This is a genomic window from Streptomyces nigra (assembly GCF_003074055.1).
Lineage (GTDB): Bacteria > Actinomycetota > Actinomycetes > Streptomycetales > Streptomycetaceae > Streptomyces > Streptomyces nigra.
Genome location: NZ_CP029043.1, coordinates 2583053 through 2601702, shown reverse-complemented (window position 1 = coordinate 2601702; position 18650 = coordinate 2583053). Strand labels below are relative to the sequence as shown.

The 18650-nt window shown below is 74.3% G+C and carries 13 protein-coding genes; 7 read left to right on the top strand and 6 right to left on the bottom strand.

Translation table 11 applies throughout. The annotated features are described in order from the left end of the window. Window positions 1–12 precede the first annotated feature (12 nt). From mmsA to DC008_RS11985, 7 genes are all read left to right on the top strand, one after another. A complete protein-coding gene (mmsA, locus tag DC008_RS12015; RefSeq protein WP_108706972.1) occupies window positions 13–1515 on the top strand; it encodes a CoA-acylating methylmalonate-semialdehyde dehydrogenase in 1503 nt (500 codons plus the stop codon). A gap of 200 nt (window positions 1516–1715) precedes the next feature. Beyond that, window positions 1716–3113 carry an APC family permease gene (locus tag DC008_RS12010; RefSeq protein ID WP_108706971.1) on the top strand — a complete coding sequence of 466 codons (1398 nt, stop codon included), beginning with the start codon at window positions 1716–1718 and terminating at the stop codon, window positions 3111–3113. Window positions 3114–3238: 125 nt separating this feature from the next. Further along, window positions 3239–5899, top strand: a complete 2661-nt coding sequence (locus tag DC008_RS12005; protein WP_164492295.1) for an alpha/beta fold hydrolase — start codon at window positions 3239–3241, stop codon at window positions 5897–5899. Continuing rightward, window positions 5896–6759 carry an ABC transporter permease gene (locus DC008_RS12000; protein ID WP_055623500.1) on the top strand — a complete coding sequence of 288 codons (864 nt, stop codon included), beginning with the start codon at window positions 5896–5898 and terminating at the stop codon, window positions 6757–6759. Before DC008_RS12005 ends, DC008_RS12000 begins: the two co-directional genes overlap by 4 nt. A gap of 215 nt (window positions 6760–6974) precedes the next feature. Beyond that, complete coding sequence (locus tag DC008_RS11995; protein ID WP_108706970.1) at window positions 6975–8516, top strand: vWA domain-containing protein; 1542 nt, start codon at window positions 6975–6977, stop codon at window positions 8514–8516. Window positions 8517–8596: 80 nt separating this feature from the next. Next, window positions 8597–10516 (top strand): AMP-dependent synthetase/ligase, encoded by a 1920-nt coding sequence (locus tag DC008_RS11990; protein WP_108706969.1) that lies wholly within the window; start codon window positions 8597–8599, stop codon window positions 10514–10516. Between the two features lie 89 nt (window positions 10517–10605). Then, entirely contained in the window at window positions 10606–11892 is a 1287-nt protein-coding gene (locus DC008_RS11985; protein ID WP_108706968.1) for a glycoside hydrolase family 26 protein, read from the top strand. Here DC008_RS11985 and DC008_RS11980 read toward each other — a convergent pair. From DC008_RS11980 to DC008_RS11955, 6 genes are read right to left on the bottom strand one after another with little or no spacing between them, the layout of a single operon-like run. Further along, window positions 11883–12992, bottom strand: coding sequence for a GNAT family N-acetyltransferase (locus DC008_RS11980; RefSeq protein ID WP_108706967.1), 1110 nt, complete (start codon window positions 12990–12992; stop codon window positions 11883–11885). The two genes, DC008_RS11985 and DC008_RS11980, sit on opposite strands and share 10 nt — an antisense overlap. Further along, complete coding sequence (locus tag DC008_RS11975; RefSeq protein WP_108706966.1) at window positions 12989–13672, bottom strand: YveK family protein; 684 nt, start codon at window positions 13670–13672, stop codon at window positions 12989–12991. The genes DC008_RS11980 and DC008_RS11975 overlap by 4 nt, the downstream gene beginning before the upstream one ends. Continuing rightward, window positions 13669–14811 (bottom strand): glycosyltransferase, encoded by a 1143-nt coding sequence (locus DC008_RS11970; protein WP_108706965.1) that lies wholly within the window; start codon window positions 14809–14811, stop codon window positions 13669–13671. Before DC008_RS11970 ends, DC008_RS11975 begins: the two co-directional genes overlap by 4 nt. Then, window positions 14808–15599 (bottom strand): polysaccharide deacetylase family protein, encoded by a 792-nt coding sequence (locus DC008_RS11965; protein WP_108706964.1) that lies wholly within the window; start codon window positions 15597–15599, stop codon window positions 14808–14810. The genes DC008_RS11970 and DC008_RS11965 overlap by 4 nt, the downstream gene beginning before the upstream one ends. Further along, complete coding sequence (locus DC008_RS11960; protein ID WP_108706963.1) at window positions 15589–17316, bottom strand: lipid II flippase MurJ; 1728 nt, start codon at window positions 17314–17316, stop codon at window positions 15589–15591. Before DC008_RS11960 ends, DC008_RS11965 begins: the two co-directional genes overlap by 11 nt. After that, window positions 17313–18647 (bottom strand): O-antigen ligase family protein, encoded by a 1335-nt coding sequence (locus DC008_RS11955; protein WP_108706962.1) that lies wholly within the window; start codon window positions 18645–18647, stop codon window positions 17313–17315. The genes DC008_RS11960 and DC008_RS11955 overlap by 4 nt, the downstream gene beginning before the upstream one ends. Window positions 18648–18650 lie beyond the last annotated feature (3 nt).

Sequence of the window (18650 nt, the reverse complement as noted above, 5' to 3'; positions counted from 1 at the left end):
GAGTAACCGGGCATGACGAAGATCGTCAACCACTGGATCGGCGGGAAGACCGCCGAAGGCGCGTCGGGCAATCACGGGCCGGTCACCGACCCGGCCACCGGCGCGGTCACCACGAAGGTCGCCTTCGCCTCGGTCGAGGAGGTGGACACGGCGGTAGCCGCCGCCAAGGAGGCGTTCCTGACCTGGGGCCAGTCCTCGCTGGCGCAGCGCACCTCGATCCTGTTCAAGTTCCGCGCGCTGCTGGACGCCAACCGTGACGCGATCGCCGAGCTGATCACCGCCGAGCACGGCAAGGTGCACTCCGACGCCCTCGGCGAGGTGGCGCGCGGCCTGGAGATCGTGGACCTCGCGTGCGGCATCACCGTGCAGCTCAAGGGCGAGCTGTCCACGCAGGTCGCCAGCCGCGTCGACGTGTCGTCGATCCGGCAGCCGCTGGGTGTCGTCGCCGGCATCACGCCGTTCAACTTCCCGGCGATGGTCCCGATGTGGATGTTCCCGATCGCCATCGCGTGCGGCAACACCTTCGTGCTCAAGCCGTCCGAGAAGGACCCCTCGGCGTCCATCAAGATCGCCGAGCTGCTCGCCGAGGCCGGTCTGCCCGACGGCGTCTTCAACGTCGTCCACGGCGACAAGGTGGCCGTCGACCGGCTCCTCGAGCACCCGGACGTCAAGGCCGTCTCCTTCGTCGGCTCCACGCCGATCGCCCGCTACATCCACACCACCGCCTCCGCCAACGGCAAGCGCGTACAGGCGCTGGGCGGCGCCAAGAACCACATGCTGGTCCTGCCGGACGCCGACCTGGACGCGGCGGCGGACGCGGCCGTGAGCGCCGCCTACGGCTCCGCGGGCGAGCGCTGCATGGCCATCTCCGCGGTGGTCGCCGTCGGCGCGATCGGCGACGAGCTGGTGGACAAGATCCGTGAGCGCGCCGAGAAGATCAAGATCGGCCCCGGCGACGACCCGGCCTCCGAGATGGGCCCGCTCATCACCGCCGTGCACCGTGACAAGGTGGCGTCCTATGTGAAGGGCGCCGCCGACGAGGGCTGCGAGGTCGTCCTCGACGGCACCGGCTACACCGTCGACGGGTACGAGGACGGGCACTGGATCGGCATCTCGCTGCTCGACAAGGTGCCCACGTCCGCGAAGGCCTACCAGGACGAGATCTTCGGCCCCGTCCTGTGCGTGCTGCGCGCCGAGACGTACGAGGAGGCCCTGGCCCTCATCAACGCCTCGCCGTTCGGCAACGGCACCGCGATCTTCACCCGGGACGGCGGCGCGGCCCGCCGCTTCCAGCTGGAGGTCGAGGCCGGCATGGTCGGCGTGAACGTCCCGATCCCGGTCCCGGTCGGCTACCACTCCTTCGGTGGCTGGAAGGACAGCCTCTTCGGCGACCACCACATCTACGGCAACGACGGCACGCACTTCTACACCCGCGGCAAGGTCGTCACCACCCGCTGGCCCGACCCGGCCGACGCCCCCACCGGCGTCGACCTGGGCTTCCCGCGCAACCACTGACGCTGGCCAGGAGGGGGCCGTCCGCATCGCGGACGGCCCCCTTTTTTCGCGCGCGCCCACTGCGGTTCCCGCAGCTGCGAAATCCTTACGGGGATGGGCCGCAATGCGACGTCAACGCGCGAAATCAAGATCGCTGACAACGAATTCCGTAGGGAAACACCCATTGACGTGATGGTTTCCGTCGATGTTGCATCCCCCTCGTGACCGACACCCTCACCCCCGCCGAGGCCCCCGCCGTCGAGGCGTCGGACAGTCCCCGGCAGCTCAAGCGCTCCATCGGCGTGGTCGGCGGCACGCTGCTCACGCTCTCCTGCGTGACGCCCGCCTCCACGCTCTTCGTGGTCGTCCCCGACCTGTTCGGCTCGCTCGGCACCGCCACCGCCCTCACGATCGCCGTCGGCTCCCTGCTCTGCGTCGCCGTCGCCTTCTGCTACTCGGAGCTCGGCACCCTCGTCCCGAGCGCCGGCGGCGAGTACGCGATGGTGTCCACGCTCGCCGGACGGGTCGCGGGCTGGCTGGTGTTCGTGCTGTCCCTGCTGGTCGTCATGGTCGTACCGCCGGTGATCGCGATGGGCACCGCCGACTACCTCGCCCCGATCGTCCACCTCGACCCCGCCCTCACCGGCGCCGGCGTCATGCTGCTCGCCACCCTCGCCGGCCTGCTCGACCTGCGCGCCAACGCCTGGATCACCGGGATCTTCCTGGTCCTCGAGGTCATCGCGGCGGCCGTCGTGGCCGTGCTGGGCTTCGCCCACGCCGAGCGCGGCCCCGCGAGCCTGGTCTCCCTCGAGGTGGCCGGCGCCGACGGCCGTACCGACACGGTGACGGCGCTGCTGGTCGTCTCCGGGCTCGCCATCGCGCTGTTCATCACCCAGGGCTTCTCGACCGCCGTCTACCTCTCCGAGGAGCTGGAGAACCCGCGCCGCAACGTCGCCCGCACGGTCCTGGCCACCCTCGCCCTCTCCACCGTCATCATCCTGGTGCCGGTCGTCGCCCTCACCCTGGGTGCCTCGGACGTCGCCGAACTCACGGGCGGCGATCTGTCCGCCATGGTCACCGCCTGGTCGAACTCCGCCGTCGGCACCTTCGTGAGCCTCTGCGTGGCGCTGGCGATCGTGAACGCGGGGATCGTCATGGTCATCCAGAACTCCCGCGTCCTGTTCGCCTCGGCCCGCGACAAGGCGTGGCCCCGGCCGGTCAACGACGTCCTCTCCCGGCTCGGCCGCTTCGGCTCCCCGTGGGTCGCCACGCTCGCCGTCGGCGTGCCCGGCGCCGCCCTGTGCTTCGTCGACCTGGACACCCTGTACGGCGTCACGGGCGTCTCGGTCACCGGTATGTATCTGCTCGTCGCGGTCGCCGCCCTGCTCGCCCGGCGCGGCCCGCACCGCCGCACCGCGGCCTGGCGGATGCCGCTGTGGCCCGCCGTGCCGGTGCTGCTGATCCTGGTCCTCGGCTACATCCGCACCCAGCAGGAACCCGCGCATCTGCTGTGGACCGGCGGCATCACCGCCGTAGCCACCCTCTACTGGGCCCTGTATCTGCGCCCGCGCCGCGCCACCCGCTGGCTGGTGACCCTGCCGGAGGACGCCCGGGACTGATCGGCCGGCCCGCCCGCGTACCGCGCCTGGTGTACGCGGGCGGCACGGCGTACCTCCAGAGGAGGTGACGGAGTTCGGTCCCCGGTCGACAACGGACCGACAGCTTCGACCCGTACCGTTGACGCATGGATCTTCGACTGCCCGGACGGGCCGCACTGCGCGCGCTGCGCGGGCCGCGACGGCTGACGGCCGCCGCGGCCGCCGTCGTGGTGCTGGCCGGCGCCGGGACCTGGACCGCCGCCGCCTCCGGCGACGACGCCCCGAAGGTGCGGCGCGCCGACCGGGTCATGGCGATGGACGGCGGAGTGCGCGTCGACACCTCGTTCTTCACCACGCCGGGCGGCGGGCGGCGCCCCGCCGTCCTCCTCGGGCACGGCTTCGGCGGCAGCAAGGACGACGTACGGCAGCAGGCCGAGGACCTCGCGCGGGACGGGTACGCCGTCCTCACCTGGTCCGCACGCGGCTTCGGCAGGTCGACCGGCGCGATCGGCCTCAACGACCCCGAGAGCGAGGTCGCCGACGTCTCCCGGCTGCTGGACTGGCTCGCCGAGCAGCCCCAGGTCCGGCTCGACAAGCCCGGCGACCCGCGCGCCGGCATGGCGGGCGGCTCCTACGGTGGCGCCATCGCCCTGCTGGCCGCCGGACACGACGACCGGGTCGACGCCATCGCCCCGGCCATCACCTACTGGAACCTCGCGGACGCCCTCTTCCCGAACGGCGTCTTCAAGAAGCTGTGGGCCGGCATCTTCGTCAACTCCGGCGGCGGCTGCGCGAAGTTCGAGCCGGCGCTCTGCGCGATGTACGAGCGGGTGGCCGAGTCCGGTGTCCCCGACGCCGAGGCCCGCGCCCTGCTGGAGAAGCGCTCCCCGTCCGCCGTCGGCGACCGGATCAAGGTGCCCACCCTGCTGTTCCAGGGCCAGTCCGACTCCCTCTTCCCGCTCGGCCAGGCCGACGATGCGGCCCGCGCGATCCGCGCCAACGGCGCGCCCGTGGACGTCGACTGGATCGCCGGCGGACACGACGGCGGCGACATGGAGACGTCCCGTCTCCAGACCCGCACCACCGCCTGGTTCGACCGGTACCTCAAGGGCGACAAGGGCGCCGACACCGGCCCCGCCTTCCGCGTCACCCGCACCGGGGGCATCGACACCACCGATGGCGAGGCCCAGCTGCGCGGCGCGAGCGCCGACACCTACCCCGGACTCGGCAGCGGCATACGCCGGGTGCCGCTCACCGGCGGCGAGCAGTCCGTCGCCAACCCGGCCGGCGCCAGCCCGCCCGCCGTCTCCGCGCTGCCCGGCCTCGGCGGCTCCGGCGGCCTCGCCCAGCTGTCCTCGCTCGGCGTCGGCGTCTCGCTGGACTTCCCCGGCCAGTTCGCCCGCTTCGAGTCCGCGCCCGTCGCGGACAACCTGCACATCACCGGCTCCCCGACGGCCACCGTGCACGTCCGCTCCAGCGACGGGGACGCGGTCCTCTTCGCCAAGGTCTACGACGTCGGCCCCGGCGGCCGGCAGCAGGTCCTGCCCTCCCAGCTGGTCACCCCGCTGCGGGTGACGGACGCCAAGTCCGGCAAGGACGTGCGGATCACCCTCCCGGCCGTCGACCACGACATCGAGAAGGGCCACCGGCTGCGTCTGGTGCTCTCCTCCACCGACCTCGGCTACGCCTCCCCGGCCGCCCCGGCGACGTACACCGTCTCCCTGAAGAGCGCGCTGTCCGTGCCGACCGCCCCCGGTGTCAGCAGCGCCGCCGCCCCCCTGCCGTCCTGGGTGTGGTGGCTGCCCGCCACCGGCGCGGCCGTCGCCCTGGCCCTGCTGCTGACGGCCCGCCGCCGCACCGTCGCCCCCGCGCCCGACCCCGGACTGGCCGAGGTCCCGCTGGAGATCACCGGCCTGAGCAAGCGGTACGCCCGCGCCCAGGACCGGTACGCGGTGCGCGAGCTGTCGTTCCGGGTCGAGAAGGGGCAGGTGCTCGGCCTCCTCGGACCCAACGGCGCCGGCAAGACGACGACCCTGCGCATGCTGATGGGCCTGATCAAGCCCGACGCCGGGGAGATCCGCGTCTTCGGGCACGCCATCCGCCCCGGCGCCCCGGTCCTGTCCCGGGTCGGCGCCTTCGTGGAGGGCGCCGGCTTCCTGCCGCACCTGTCCGGCCGGGAGAACCTGGAGCTGTACTGGAAGGCCACCGGCCGCCCGCCGGAGGACGCCCACCTGGACGAGGCCCTGGAGATCGCCGGTCTCGGCGACGCCCTGGCCCGCGCCGTGCGCACCTACTCCCAGGGGATGCGCCAGCGCCTCGCCATCGCCCAGGCCATGCTCGGGCTGCCGGACCTGCTCATCCTCGACGAGCCGACCAACGGCCTCGACCCGCCGCAGATCCGCGAGATGCGCGAGGTGATGATCCGGTACGCGGCCGCGGGGCGCACGGTGATCGTCTCCAGCCATCTCCTCGCGGAGGTCGAGCAGTCCTGCACCCATCTCGTGGTCATGGACCGCGGCCGGCTGGTGCAGGCCGGCCCGGTCGCCGAGATCATCGGCTCCGGCGACACCCTCCTGGTCGGCACGGCCACGGTCCCGGACGGACCCGTCGTCGAGAAGGTCGCCGCGCTGCCCGGGGTGGTCTCGGCCGTCCCCACCGACGACGGGCTCCTGGTGCGGCTCGACGCCGACGGCAGCGCCGAGCACCTGGTCGCCGAACTCGTCCGGCTGGAGGTGCCCGTCCGCTCGGTCGGCCCGCACCGCCGGCTGGAGGACGCCTTCCTCACCCTGATCGGAGGTTCCGCATGAGCACGCTCACCGAGCGCACCGAGGTCGCCTCCGGCTACCGGGCGGGCCGCACCCTGCCCGTGCGGGTCGAACTGCTCCGCCAGCTCAAGCGACGCCGGACGCTGGTCATGTTCGGCATCCTCGCCGTGCTGCCGTTCGTGCTCGTCGCCGCCTTCGCGATCGGCGGCGAGCCGGACGGCCGCGGCGACCGCATCACCCTGATGGACACGGCCACCGCGTCCGGCGCCAACTTCGCCGCCGTGAACCTCTTCGTGTCGGCGGGCTTCCTGCTGGTCATCCCGGTCGCCCTGTTCTGCGGGGACACCGTCGCCTCGGAGGCCGGCTGGTCCTCGCTGCGCTATCTCCTCGCCGCCCCCGTGCCGAGGGTCCGGCTGCTGTGGTCCAAGCTCGTCGTCGGCCTCGGGCTCAGCCTGGCCGCGATGGTGCTGCTGCCGGTGGTCGCGCTGGCCGTCGGCACGGCCGCGTACGGCTGGGGGCCGCTGCAGATCCCCACCGGGGGCTCGCTCGGCACGGGCACGGCGGCCCAGCGCCTGCTGATCGTCGTCGCGTACGTCTTCGTGTCCCAACTGGTCACCGCGGGACTGGCGTTCTGGCTGTCGACCCGGACGGACGCCCCGCTGGGCGCGGTGGGCGGCGCGGTCGGCCTCACCATCGTCGGCAACGTCCTGGACGCCGTCACCGCCCTCGGCGACTGGCGCCACTTCCTGCCCGCGCACTGGCAGTTCGCCTGGGCGGACGCCGTCCAGCCGCGCCCCGAGTGGTCCGGCATGATCCAGGGCGCCGCGGTCTCCGTGACCTACGCGCTGGTCCTGTTCGCGCTGGCCTTCCGGGGTTTCACCCGCAAGGACATCGTGTCGTAGGGGCGTCTTGTCGATCGGGCCGGATCAGCGACGTCGGGAGCCCGGCGTGATCGGCAAGACACCCCTAGGTCAACGGAGGGTCACCCACCGGTCTCGGCGGGGGCCCGCCGTGCCCGCTTCGAGACCCATCCGCAACACTTCGTCACGCACGTTCCGGCCCCCTGGCCCGTCACAGTCACAGAAGTCGACGTCAACGGACCAAGGGGGAACGGACGATGGAGCGACACCACGTGCGACGGCTGAGGGGCGCGCTGCTCGCACTCACGGCGGGCGGCCTGCTGCTCACCGGCTGCAGCGCACAGGACGGCGGCATGTCGAAGGCGGACCGGAGCACCGACGAGAGGGGCTTCCCGGCCGCCCCCGAGTACGACGGCGACAGCGGTCCGGACGAGCAGAAGAACGGCGACGACAGCCGCGAGTTCGCGCCCGAGCCCGACCTGCTCTCCACCTTCGCCCTGGACGTCGACACCGCCTCCTACGGCTACGCCCGCCGCACGCTCGCCGAGGGCCGCCTTCCCGACCCGTCCACGGTCCGCCCCGAGGAGTTCGTCAACAGCTTCCGCCAGGACTACGACCGCCCCGACGGTGACGGGTTCACGGTCACCGTCGACGGTGCCCGCACCGCGCGCGAGGACTGGTCCCTGGTCCGGGTGGGGCTCGCGACCCGGCCGGCCGAGGACTCCGGCGAACGCCCGCCCGCCGCCCTCACCTTCGTCGTCGACATCTCCGGATCCATGGCCGAACCGGGCCGTCTGGACCTCGCCAAGGACTCCCTCGGCGTGATGACGGACCGGCTGCGCGACGACGACTCGGTCGCCCTGGTCACCTTCAGCGACGAGGCCGAGCGGGTGCTGAGGCCGACCCGGGTCGGCGGGCACCGGGACGAGATCCACGACGCCATCGACAGCCTGGAGCCCACCGACTCCACGAACCTCGGCGCCGGTGTGGAGACCGGCTACGAGACCGCCGAGGACGGCCTGCGCAAGGGCGCCACCAACCGGGTCGTGCTGGTCTCCGACGCCCTGGCCAACACGGGCGACACCGACGCCGACACCATCCTGGAACGCGTCGCCTCCGAGCGCCGCGAGCACGGCATCACCCTGTTCGGGGTGGGCGTCGGCAGCGACTACGGCGACGCCCTGATGGAGCGCCTCGCCGACAAGGGCGACGGCCACACCGTGTACGTCTCCGGGGAGCGCGAGGCGCACAAGGTCTTCAGCCAGGACCTGCCCCGCAACGTCGACCTGACCGCCCGCGACGCCAAGGCCCAGGTCGCCTTCGACCCGAAGACGGTCAAGGAGTTCCGGCTGATCGGCTACGACAACCGGCAGGTCGCCGACGAGGACTTCCGCGACGACCGCGTCGACGGCGGCGAGGTCGGCCCCGGCCACACCGTCACCGCCCTGTACGCCGTGCGCACCGCACCGGACGCCGACGGCCACCTGGCGACGGCGAGCGTCCGCTGGCTCGACCCGCGCACCCGCGCCCCGCACGAGAAGTCGGGCGACATCGAGACCGGCGCCCTGGAGGACTCGGTGTGGAGCGCGAGCCCCCGCTTCCAGGTCACGGCGACGGCGGCCTACTTCGCCGACACCCTGCGCGGGAGCGGCGACGGCCGTACGACCCTGCCGGGCCGGGTCCGGCTCGGGGAACTGGCCGAGCGGGCGGACGAGTTGGCCTCCACCACCGAGGACGGGGACGTCTCCCGGCTCGCGGAGGCGATCCGGCGGGCGAGCCGCCTCACCGACCGGGACTGAGTCGTGCCGGACCCATTGACGTCTACTTACGCTTGAGTAAGTTTACTCTCCAGTAAGTACGACGGGCACCGGGAGCCGACATGGGCGTACGCAGGGATCTGAAGCGGGCCGCGCAGCGAACCGAACTGCTGGAACGCGGCGAGGTCGAGGTCGTGAAGGACGCCGGGGGCGTGGTCCGCGAGGCCCGCACCCCGGCGCTCGTGCCCCGCCCGGCGACCGGCAGCATCGCCGACCTGCCCCACACCAACGCGGCCGAGGCGCCCGACGCCGTCGTCCTGCGCCGGCACACCGGCGACGGCTGGCGGCCGATGACGGCGGCGGAGTTCGCCCGCGAGGTCACCGCCGTCGCCAAGGGGCTGATCGCCGCCGGACTGGAACCCGGCGGCCGGGTCGCCGTCATGTCCCGCACCCGCTACGAGTGGACCGTGCTGGACTTCGCGATCTGGGCGGCCGGCGGGCAGAGCGTGCCGGTGTACGCCACCTCGTCCGCCGACCAGATCGAGTGGATCGTCCGCGACTCCGGCGCCCGGCACGTCGTCACCGAGACCGCGCAGAACACCGCCACGGTCACGACGGGCACCGCCGGGCACGAACAGCCCCCGCACATCTGGGAGCTGGACGACGACGCCCTCGGCACGCTCACCGCGCTCGGCCGCCACCTGTCCGACGAGGAGGTCGTCAAGCGCCGTGCCGCCCTCACCCCCGACACGGTCGCGACGATCTGCTACACCTCCGGCACCACCGGCCGGCCCAAGGGCTGCGTCCTCACCCACGGCAATCTGCACGCCGAGGCGGCCAACACCGTGGAACTGCTGCACCCCGTCTTCCAGGCGGTCACCGGCCAGACCGCCTCCACCCTGCTCTTCCTCCCGCTCGCCCACATCCTCGGCCGCACCATCCAGATCGCCTGCCTGATGGGCCGAATCGAGATCGGCCACTGGCCCAGCATCAAACCCGACGAACTGCGCCCCGCGCTCCGGGAGTTCCGGCCCACCTTCCTCGTCGGCGTCCCCTACCTCTTCGAGAAGATCCACGACACCGGCCGGGCCACCGCCGAGAAGCTGGGCCGCGGCGCCTCCTTCGACCGCGCCCACCGCATCGCCGTCCGCTTCGCCGAGGCCCATCTGAGCCGTTTCCTCGGCACCGGCAAGGGCCCCGGCATCGGACTGTGGGCCGCCTGGGCCCTGTACGACCTGCTGGTCTACCGCCGGGTCCGCAAGGAGCTCGGCGGCCGGCTGCGCTACGCCATCAGCGGCGGCTCCCCGCTCGACCGCGACCTCAACCTGTTCTTCTACGCCGCCGGCATCCTCGTCTACGAGGGCTACGGCCTGACCGAGACCACCGCCGCCGCCACCATCGTCCCGCCGCTCAGGCCCCGCCCCGGCACGGTCGGCCGGCCCGTCCCCGGCACCGCCGTCCGTATCGCCGACGACGGCGAGGTGCTCATCGAGGGCGGCATCGTCTTCGGGGCCTACCGCAACGACCCGGCCGCCACCGACGCCGTGCTGCGCGACGGCTGGTTCGCCACCGGCGACCTCGGCGCCCTCGACGAGGACGGCTACCTCACCATCACCGGCCGCAAGAAGGACATCCTCGTCACCTCCGGCGGCAAGAACGTCTCCCCGGCCGTCCTGGAGGACCGGCTGCGCAGCCGCCCGCCCGTCGGCCAGTGCCTCGTCGTCGGGGACGGGCGCCCCTTCGTCGGCGCCCTCATCACCCTCGAACCCGACGCGGTGGCGCACTGGCTCGCCGTCCGCAAGATGCCCGCCGGCACCCCGATGTCCGAGGTCGTCCAGGACCCCCGGATGCTCGCCGACGTCCAGAAGGCGGTCGACCACGCCAACGCGGCCGTCTCACGCGCCGAGTCGATCCGCGCCTTCCGGCTCGTCGAGGGGGAGTGGACCGAGGACAACGGCCTGCTCACCCCGTCGCTGAAGGTCAAGCGGCAGGCCGTCACCCAGGTGTACGCGGCCGACATCGAGGAGCTGTACGGCAGCTGATGGCCCGTTCGGCGGCGCTCCGATGGTGCCGTCCCGGCGGATATGACTTCCTGTCACCTACAGGGGAGGTGCCCCGCCGAGGAGGACGCATGGCCCGTGACCGCCGACGGTCCGCCCTGAGAGGACCGGCGCTGATCACCGCCGCCGTGATCGCCGCGGCGGCCCTGACACCGGGCCCGGCCCTCGCGGCGGACTCCGCCTCCCACCCCGACCCGGCCCGCCCGGTGCCCGTGGCCCAGCCCACGTCGCCGCCCGCCGCACCGCAGTCGTCCGGGGGTGCGCACGCCCCGGCCGGAGTGCCCGCGCACGCGCCCGCGTTCGGGGCCTATCTGCACTACGGGCCCGCCGGAGTGCAGCGGATGAAGCAGCTCAGCCGGTGGCTCGGCGGCCAGGAGCCCCGCGTGGGGCACACCTATCTGCCGGGCGATCTGTGGACCAACATCGAGGGCGGCCACGGCTTCCTCGACAGCTGGGCCGCCTGGCGGCGCGCCAAGTCCGACCGGATGCTCGTGCTCAACGTACCGATGATGGAACGCAACGAGCGGGGTCTCCCCGACACCGCCGTCCGCACCCTGCTGCGCCGCGCCGCGTCCGGCGCCTTCGACGAGCACTTCGAGGCGCTCGCCGAACGCCTGGTCGACCTGGGCATCCCGGACACGGTGATCGTGCTCGGCTGGGAGATGAACGGCATCACCTACACGCATCGCTGCGGCCCCGACCCGGAGAGCTGGAAGCAGTACTGGCGCCGGATCGTCCGGGTGATGCGCGCGGTCGACGGGCAGCGCTTCCGCTTCGACTTCGCCCCCAGCCGCGGCGTGGACGCCATCCCCTGGCCCGAGTGCTACCCCGGCGACGACGTCGTCGACATCATCGGCATGGACGCCTACGACCAGCCGCGCGGCCTGAGCTTCGACGAGCAGGTCTCCGAGCCGTACGGCCTGCAGTACCACGTGGACTTCGCCCGCCGGCACGGCAAGCCGATCTCGTACCCGGAGTGGGGCCTGTTCCGCAACGGCGACAACATCACGTACATGCTGCGGATGCTGGCCTGGATGGACCAGCACAAGCCGCTCTACAACACCATCACCGACTACTGCCCGCACGGCGTGTGGCTGTGCTCCGACAACCCCCGCGCCTCCGCCCTGTACCGCCTCCTGCTGTCCGCCCCGCTGTACTCCCGCCCCCGGCCGGTCCCCTCGCTGCCGGAGGCGACCGCGTCCCCCGCGCCGGAGCCGGCCGCCGCGGCGACACCGGCCCCGGCGCCCAGCCCCGCGCAGGCCCCGCACTGCACCCTGCTGGACCTGGAGAAGTGGCTGGAGCAGCAGATCGGCGGCCGGCTCTCCGCGTGCCTGCAGTGGGCGGAGCGCTACCGCTGAGCCGCCGGTTCGGCCTCCCTGCGCAGCATCTCCTTGGCGCGCCGCCGTGCCGCCGCCTCCGCGAGCGCGGCCCCCAGCAGCGGCGCGGTGCGGTTCCGGGCCAGCAGGTACCGCTGGTTGACGACGGTCGTCGGCAGCCAGCGGTACTTGTACGGCTCCGCGCCCCGCAGCAGGCTCAGCGTGCGCAGCCCGCCCGAGCCGAGGTGCCCGGTCGCGCCGTGCAGCAGCATCGTCGCCACGTCCACCCGGCGCTGCCGCAGCTCCGGGTCGAAGCCGTACAGGTACATGCCGGCCAGCGCGCCCGACAGCAGCGAGATGTTGACCGCCACCACCGAGCCGTCCAGCACGAACTCCGTCGTCGCCGCCTCCCCGGAGCGGGCCAGCGGGACCGCCGCGCGCACCAGGTGCTCCATGAACCGCGGCCGCAGATGCTCGGGTGACACCTGCCGGCCCTGCCACTGCAGCCGGTGCAGTTCCAGGAGCCGGCGCAGCGCGGCCTCCGTCTCCTCGTGCGGCACGACCCGCCACTGCACGCCCAGCCGGGACAGCTGGTTGACCTTGCTGCGGATCCGCCGGGCCCGGCCCGTCGGCAGCCGCCCGACCAGGTCCTCCAGGGGCAGCGCGGGCAGTTCCAGGCAGAGCGAGTCCCGCAGCCGCCGCCGCGGACCGCGCCAGCACAGGAACACCCGCTCCATCGCACCGCCCGGCCGCACCTCGCGGAAGTCGACCAGCGCGGTGCGGGCCAGGTCGGCCAGGGCGTCCGCGAGCGCCGCCGCGGCCGGCACCCCCGCCGACTCGTCGACCAGCACATCGCAGAAGTCGGTGATGGCACCGCCGAGCGGCACCAGCGCGGGCAGCGGGCCGTGCACCCGCATCAGCGGCGCCGCCGCCACCAGTTCACCGCCTCGGCGCACCAGGACCAGGCGGAGCCGGCCCGGTGTGCCGTACGACAGCCACCAGGAGTGCAGCCAGGCGTGGCTCTGGAACGCCGTCGCCGACGGGCACGCCCGGTGCAGGCGCCCCCACGGCTCGGCCAGCCCCGCGAAGGTGTGCTCGTCGGTGCACACCTCCACCGTGAGCCTTCGGGCGGACGCGGTCATCCGCGGGTCTCCTGGGCGTCGGCGGCACCGGCGGGCCCGGGAACGGAGGCCCGTCCCAGGTCGTCGTCCTCGCCCGGCCCACCGGGCCGCCGGCGCGGCCGGGCCAGCAGCGCGAGCCCCCCGAGCAGCCCGCCGGCGCTCGCGCCCACCAGCGCGGTCAGCCCCGGCGACGCCGACGACGGCTCGCTCGGCCGCAGCGCACGGGAGAGGTTCTCCAGGCGGATACCGGTGCGCTCCTTGGCGTAGCCGGCCTCGTTGACGAGCGCGCGGGTCACCGCGTTCGCGATGTCGACGGCCTGTCCGGGGCTGGCCGCCGTCGCCGACACCGCGACCATCGGCGCGTCCGGCGAGGTGGCCACCTCCACGCTGTCCCGCAGCGTCGACACCGGGACGCCCGCCCACATCTGGGCGTCCCCGAGCACCGCGAGCTGCGTGGCGACCCGGCCGTACGCCTGGGCGAACCCGAGCGCGTCGGTGCAGTCGGCCTCGGTCGTGCCGTTCGGCACGGCGACGACGGAACTGGTCGCCGTGTACTGCGCGGGCTTCACCAGCCCGTACGCGCCGCCGGCCAGGGCACCGGTCAGTGCGGCGGCGGGCACCAGCGCCCACACGGGCAGCCGTCCGAGCCGGGTCCGGGCCCGGTCCCACAGCGGAGCGCGCTCGGCGGGGTTGTCTGTCATGAGGAACTCGCTTCCAGGTTCGAGCCGGCCGAAGCGGCCGTGTACAGGTCCATCAGCTGCCGCGCGGTGCGCGCGATGTCGTAGTGCCGCACGACGTCCGGGGCGCACCGCTCGCCCGGCCCGGCCGCCCGCAGCCGCAGCAGTTCCCGCGCGTACTCCCCGGCCCCGCCGGTGACCCGCCGAGCGCCGGGCACCGCCCGCGCCGGCAGGTCCTCGACGGCCGGGCAGCTCGCGTACAGCACGGGCAGCCCAGCCGCCAGCGCCTCCAGCACCGCCAGCCCGAAGGACTCCTCGGGCGACGGTGAGGCGAGCACGTCCATCGCGCAGAGCAGACCGGGCAGATCGGGCGCCCCGTCGTACGGATCGGGCAGACAGGGCCGCTCACCGGTGAGCACCAGCCGGTCCTCCACGCCCAGTTCGCGGGCGGCCCGGCGCAGCGCCGCCTCCTCGGGCCCGCCACCGACCAGCAACAGCCGTACGTCGTCCGGGAGCTGGGCCAGCGCGGCCACGAGCAGACCGAACCGCTTGCCGGGCGCCAGGCGCCCCACACCGCCGACGACGTAGGCGTCCTCGGGCAGCCCGTAGTAGGCCCGCGCCTCCTTGCGGCGCACCTCGTCGTAGCGGAACCGGGGCGCGTCGATGCCGTTCGGGATGACCCGGATGCGCTGCCCCGGCACCCCCCAGCGCCGCAGCCGGTGGGCCACCGTCGGGGAGACGGCGACCGTCACCTGCCCGAGCCGCTCGCCCGCCAGATACAGCGCCCGCACCCCGGCGCTGTGCGGGCGCCCCTCCAGACGGGTCGCGCCGATCGAGTGCTCGGTGGCCACGACGGCCCGCACCCCGGCGAGCCGCGCGGCGAGCCGCCCGTACAGACAGGCCCGGTACAGATGCGTGTGCACCAGGTCGTAGCCGCCGCCCCGGATCAGCCGGGTCAGCCGCGGCAGGGCCTCCAGGTCCCGGTTGCCGCCCATCCCCAGATGGGCGACCCGCACCCCGTCGGCGGCCAGACCGGCGGCCACCGGACCGGGGTTGGTCAGGGTCACCACGTCGCAGCGCGCCGGGAGGTGCCGCAGCAGCAGCCGCAGCTGCTGTTCCGCGCCGCCGACGCCGAGGCCGGTGATGACGTGCAGGACCCTCACGCCGCCTCCAGCGCCCGGCCGTAGACGCGGGCCAGCCGTCGCTTCAGCTCCAGCCGGAGCGAGCCGTCCGCCTGCCCCATGTGGATACGGGGGAGCACCAGGTCGCCACGGCCCAGCGGGGAGGGCGCGATCGCGCAGGCGTAGCGGTACCCGGCCATGCGCACGGCGTCGACGGCCCGCTCGTCGTGGTGACCGTACGGGTAGCAGAACCCGGCGACGTCCTCGCCGAGCAGGTCGGCGAGGACGTGCCGGCTCCCGGCCACCTCATGCCGGAGCACGTCGTCCGGGGCCTGGGTCAGATCGAGGTGCGTCATCCCGTGCGAGGCGACCTCCATCCCGGCCGCGGCGGCCCGCCGCACCCCGTCCTCGTCCAGCAGCGGTTTACGGGGGCCGGTCCGCTCCCACACGTTCGCGCCGCCGAGCAGCCCGGGCAGCACGAACACCGTCGCCGTGAAGCCGTGGCGGCGCAGCACGGGCACCGCCTCGGTGACGAAGTCGGTGTAGCCGTCGTCGAACGTCAGCCCGACCAGGCCGCGTTCGGTGCCCCGGTCCCGGGCCTCGAGCAGCTCGCGCACGCTCACCCCGCGCAGCCCGCGCCCGGCCAGCCAGCCGAGCTGCCGCTCCAGCCGGGCCGGGGTCACGGTCACGTCGTACGGGTCGTCGGGGCAGGTGGAGACCGAGTGGTACATGGCCACCCAGGCGGCGGAGTCCCGCCTGCGGCGGCCCTCGACGGCGGTCTGGGGCACGGGTTCGGCCACGCGGGGCGCGGCGGAGATGTCAGCGACCATGGCGGAGCTTTCGTGTGAGGGGGCTGCGGACGGAATGCGGAACGGGAAACGGCAGGGACCGGACGCCCGCCGCGTTCAGGAGCCACGCCAGCGCCAGGAACACGACGCTCGCGCAGGCGCAGCCGGCGGCGGTGGACGCCGCGGGCCCGTCGGCCAGACCGGCGCCGGCCAGCCCGGCCGCGGTGGCGCCCACGGCGGCGGCCACCGGGCGGGCCAGCGCGCCGGCGACCCGGGGGATCCGCACGGGCACGGACTGCGGGCCGAGGCCGAGCAGCAGGAGCAGCGCGGTCAGGGTGATGCCGGCCGCGTTGGCGCCGGCGATCCCGCGCGCCCCCCAGGGCCCCACGGCCCAGGCGCTCAGCCCGATGGTGGCGACCACGCCGATGCCCATGACGGCCGGCGGGTACCAACTGGCGCGGCCCGTCGAGAAGTACGACCGCACGAGCGCGCCCACCAGGGTGTGCCCGAGCAGCCCGAGCGCGTACACCCGCATCACGGCGGCGGTCGCGGCGGTGTCCCCGGCGGTGAACGCGCCCCGCTGGAAGAGCAGTTGCACGATCCCCGGCGCGCAGGCCACCACCACGCTCGTGCCGAGCAGCACCAGGCAGGCCATCAGCGCCAGGTCCCGCTCGACCCGGTCCCGGGCCCGCCGGACGTCGCCCTCGGCGATCGCCCGCGCCACCACCGGGAAGGTCACGACGCACACCATCATCGCGAGCGACATCGGCAACTGGGCCACCTTCTGCGCGTAGTTGAGGTGCGAGATGGCCCCGGCCGGCAGTCCGGACGCGAAGTACCGCTCGATGAGGACCTGCGACTGCCGGCCCACCGCGAACAGCAGCACCGCGCAGACCAGCCCCACCGTGAACGCCCGCCCGCCGTCCCGGTCGGCACCCGCCGCCCGCGTGACGCCGGGCCCGCCGTCCCGGCCCGCACCCGCCGCCTGCGGGACACCGCTCCCGCCGGGCCGCCGCGCCAGGCGCCGCCACAGCGAGGGCGCCTGCGCGAGCGCCATGGCGCAGCCGCCGAGCGCGACCCCGAGCGCCGCCGCCCGTACCCCCCAGCGCGCGGCGAGCACGACCATCGTCGCGATGATGACCGCGTTGTACGCGATGTAGATGGCGCCCGGCGCCAGATAGCTGCGGTGCGCGCGCAGCGCCGCGCTGCAGTACCCGGCCAGCCCGAAGCTCAGCACACAGGTCGCCGTCAGCCGGGTGCAGGCCACCGCCAGGGACGGGTCGGACAGCCCCGGCGCGAGGAACGCGACCAGCAGCGGCGCCCCGAGCACGAGCAGCGCGGCCGCCCCGGCGAGCGCCAGACACAGCCGCGGCAGCGAGGCGGCCACCAGGGCGCGCACCGGGTCGGGCCCCGGCGTCCCGCGCCCCCGCCGCGCCAGCGCCAGGCTGAACGCCGGCACCAGCACGAACGCCATGCCGTCCTCGATCAGCAGCGTCGACGCCATCTCCGGCACCGTCCAGGCCACCAGGAACGCGTCGGTCTCCGCGCCCGCGCCGAACAGATGGGCGAGCGCCTGGTCCCGGCCCAGGCCGAGCACCGCGGCGGCCATCGACAGGGCGGCCGACAGCAGCGTCGCCCGCGCGAGGAAGCGGCCCGAGACGGCACCGGGGGAGCGGGGCGCCCCGGCCGGGGCGGGAACAGCGGGACGCGGGCCGCTCCCGGCCGCCGTGTCCGCCTGCTCCGTCGCGCCCGACCTCACCGGGCCCCCGCTTCCCGGGCCGCGTCCCCGGACAGCGCCCACCACGCGGCCAGCCCGAGGCAGACCGCCGTCAGCACGGTCGAGGGCCCGCCGATGTCGGCGTACAGGAAGTTGACGAGCTGCCACATCAGCAGCCCGCAGGCCGCCAGCGCGCAGTCCCGGACGGGCCCGGCGCCGCGCCGCAGCCGGCGCAGCGCGCACACCAGCAGCGCCAGCCAGCCGCCCGCCACCGTGACCACGCCCACCAGCCCCTGCTCGCTGAGCAGCAGGAGGTACATGTTGTGCGGCGACAGCAGCGGCTGCCGTACGAACGCCTGCCCGGCGCCCTCGGTGTCGCTGCCCGACGACAGCGCCAGCGAGGCGTGCCCGTCGCGGTGCGCCGGAAAGCCCTTCAGACCCACACCGGTCAGCGGATCCGCGCTCCACATGTCCGCCGCGGCCGCCCACATCGTGTACCGGTCGACGACCGACTGGTCCGGCGCGTCCGTGACCCGCGTGATGCTGGTCAGCCGCTCCTCCAGCTGCGCCGCGCCCACCCCGAACCCGCCCACCAGCACCACGGCCGCCGCCACCACCGCGGCGAACACCCCGGCCGCCCGACGCACCCCCGCCAGCAGCAGCACCATCCCGCAGGTCACCGCCGTCGCGATCCAGGCGCCCCGGCTGAACGACACCGCGAGCGGCACCAGCAGCACCGCCGCGCACCCGACCGCCACCAGCCGCTGCCGCGCCGACCGGGTGCCGAGCGCGAGACCGGTCGCCGCCACGATGCCGAGCGCCACGACGTTCGCCATCCCCATCACGTCGGAAGGCCCGAACGTCCCCACCGCCCGGACGAACGCCCCCTGGTACGACGCCCCCGTCCCGGTCAGGTACTGCTTGACGCCGATCCCGCCCTGCCACAGCGCCAGGCCGACCAGCGACCACAGCACCAGCCGCGCCCCGCGCCGGTCCCGTACCAGCAGCGTCACCGCGACCGGGATCAGCACGAACACCTGGAGGTGCCGGGCCAGTCCGGTCAGCGCGTCCCCCGGGGTCGCCGCGCCCGTCGAGGCCAGCGCGATCCCCACCACGGGCAGTCCGAGCACCAGCACGGCCGTCCGGGGCAGCCGCCGCCCGCGCAGCACCGCCTGTCCGAGCGCGCACAGCACGGCCAGCGCCGACGCCGCGTCCGCGGGCGTGACGGAACCGCCCGCCCGGACCGGCAGACCGAGCAGCACGACGATCGCCACCACCGGCAGCACGGGCAGCAGGGGCAGGACCGGGCGCAGCCGGGGCGGCACCGGCCGCGCGGGGGTGGTCCGGGTCAGGACGGCGGGGGACGTGGTCATCGG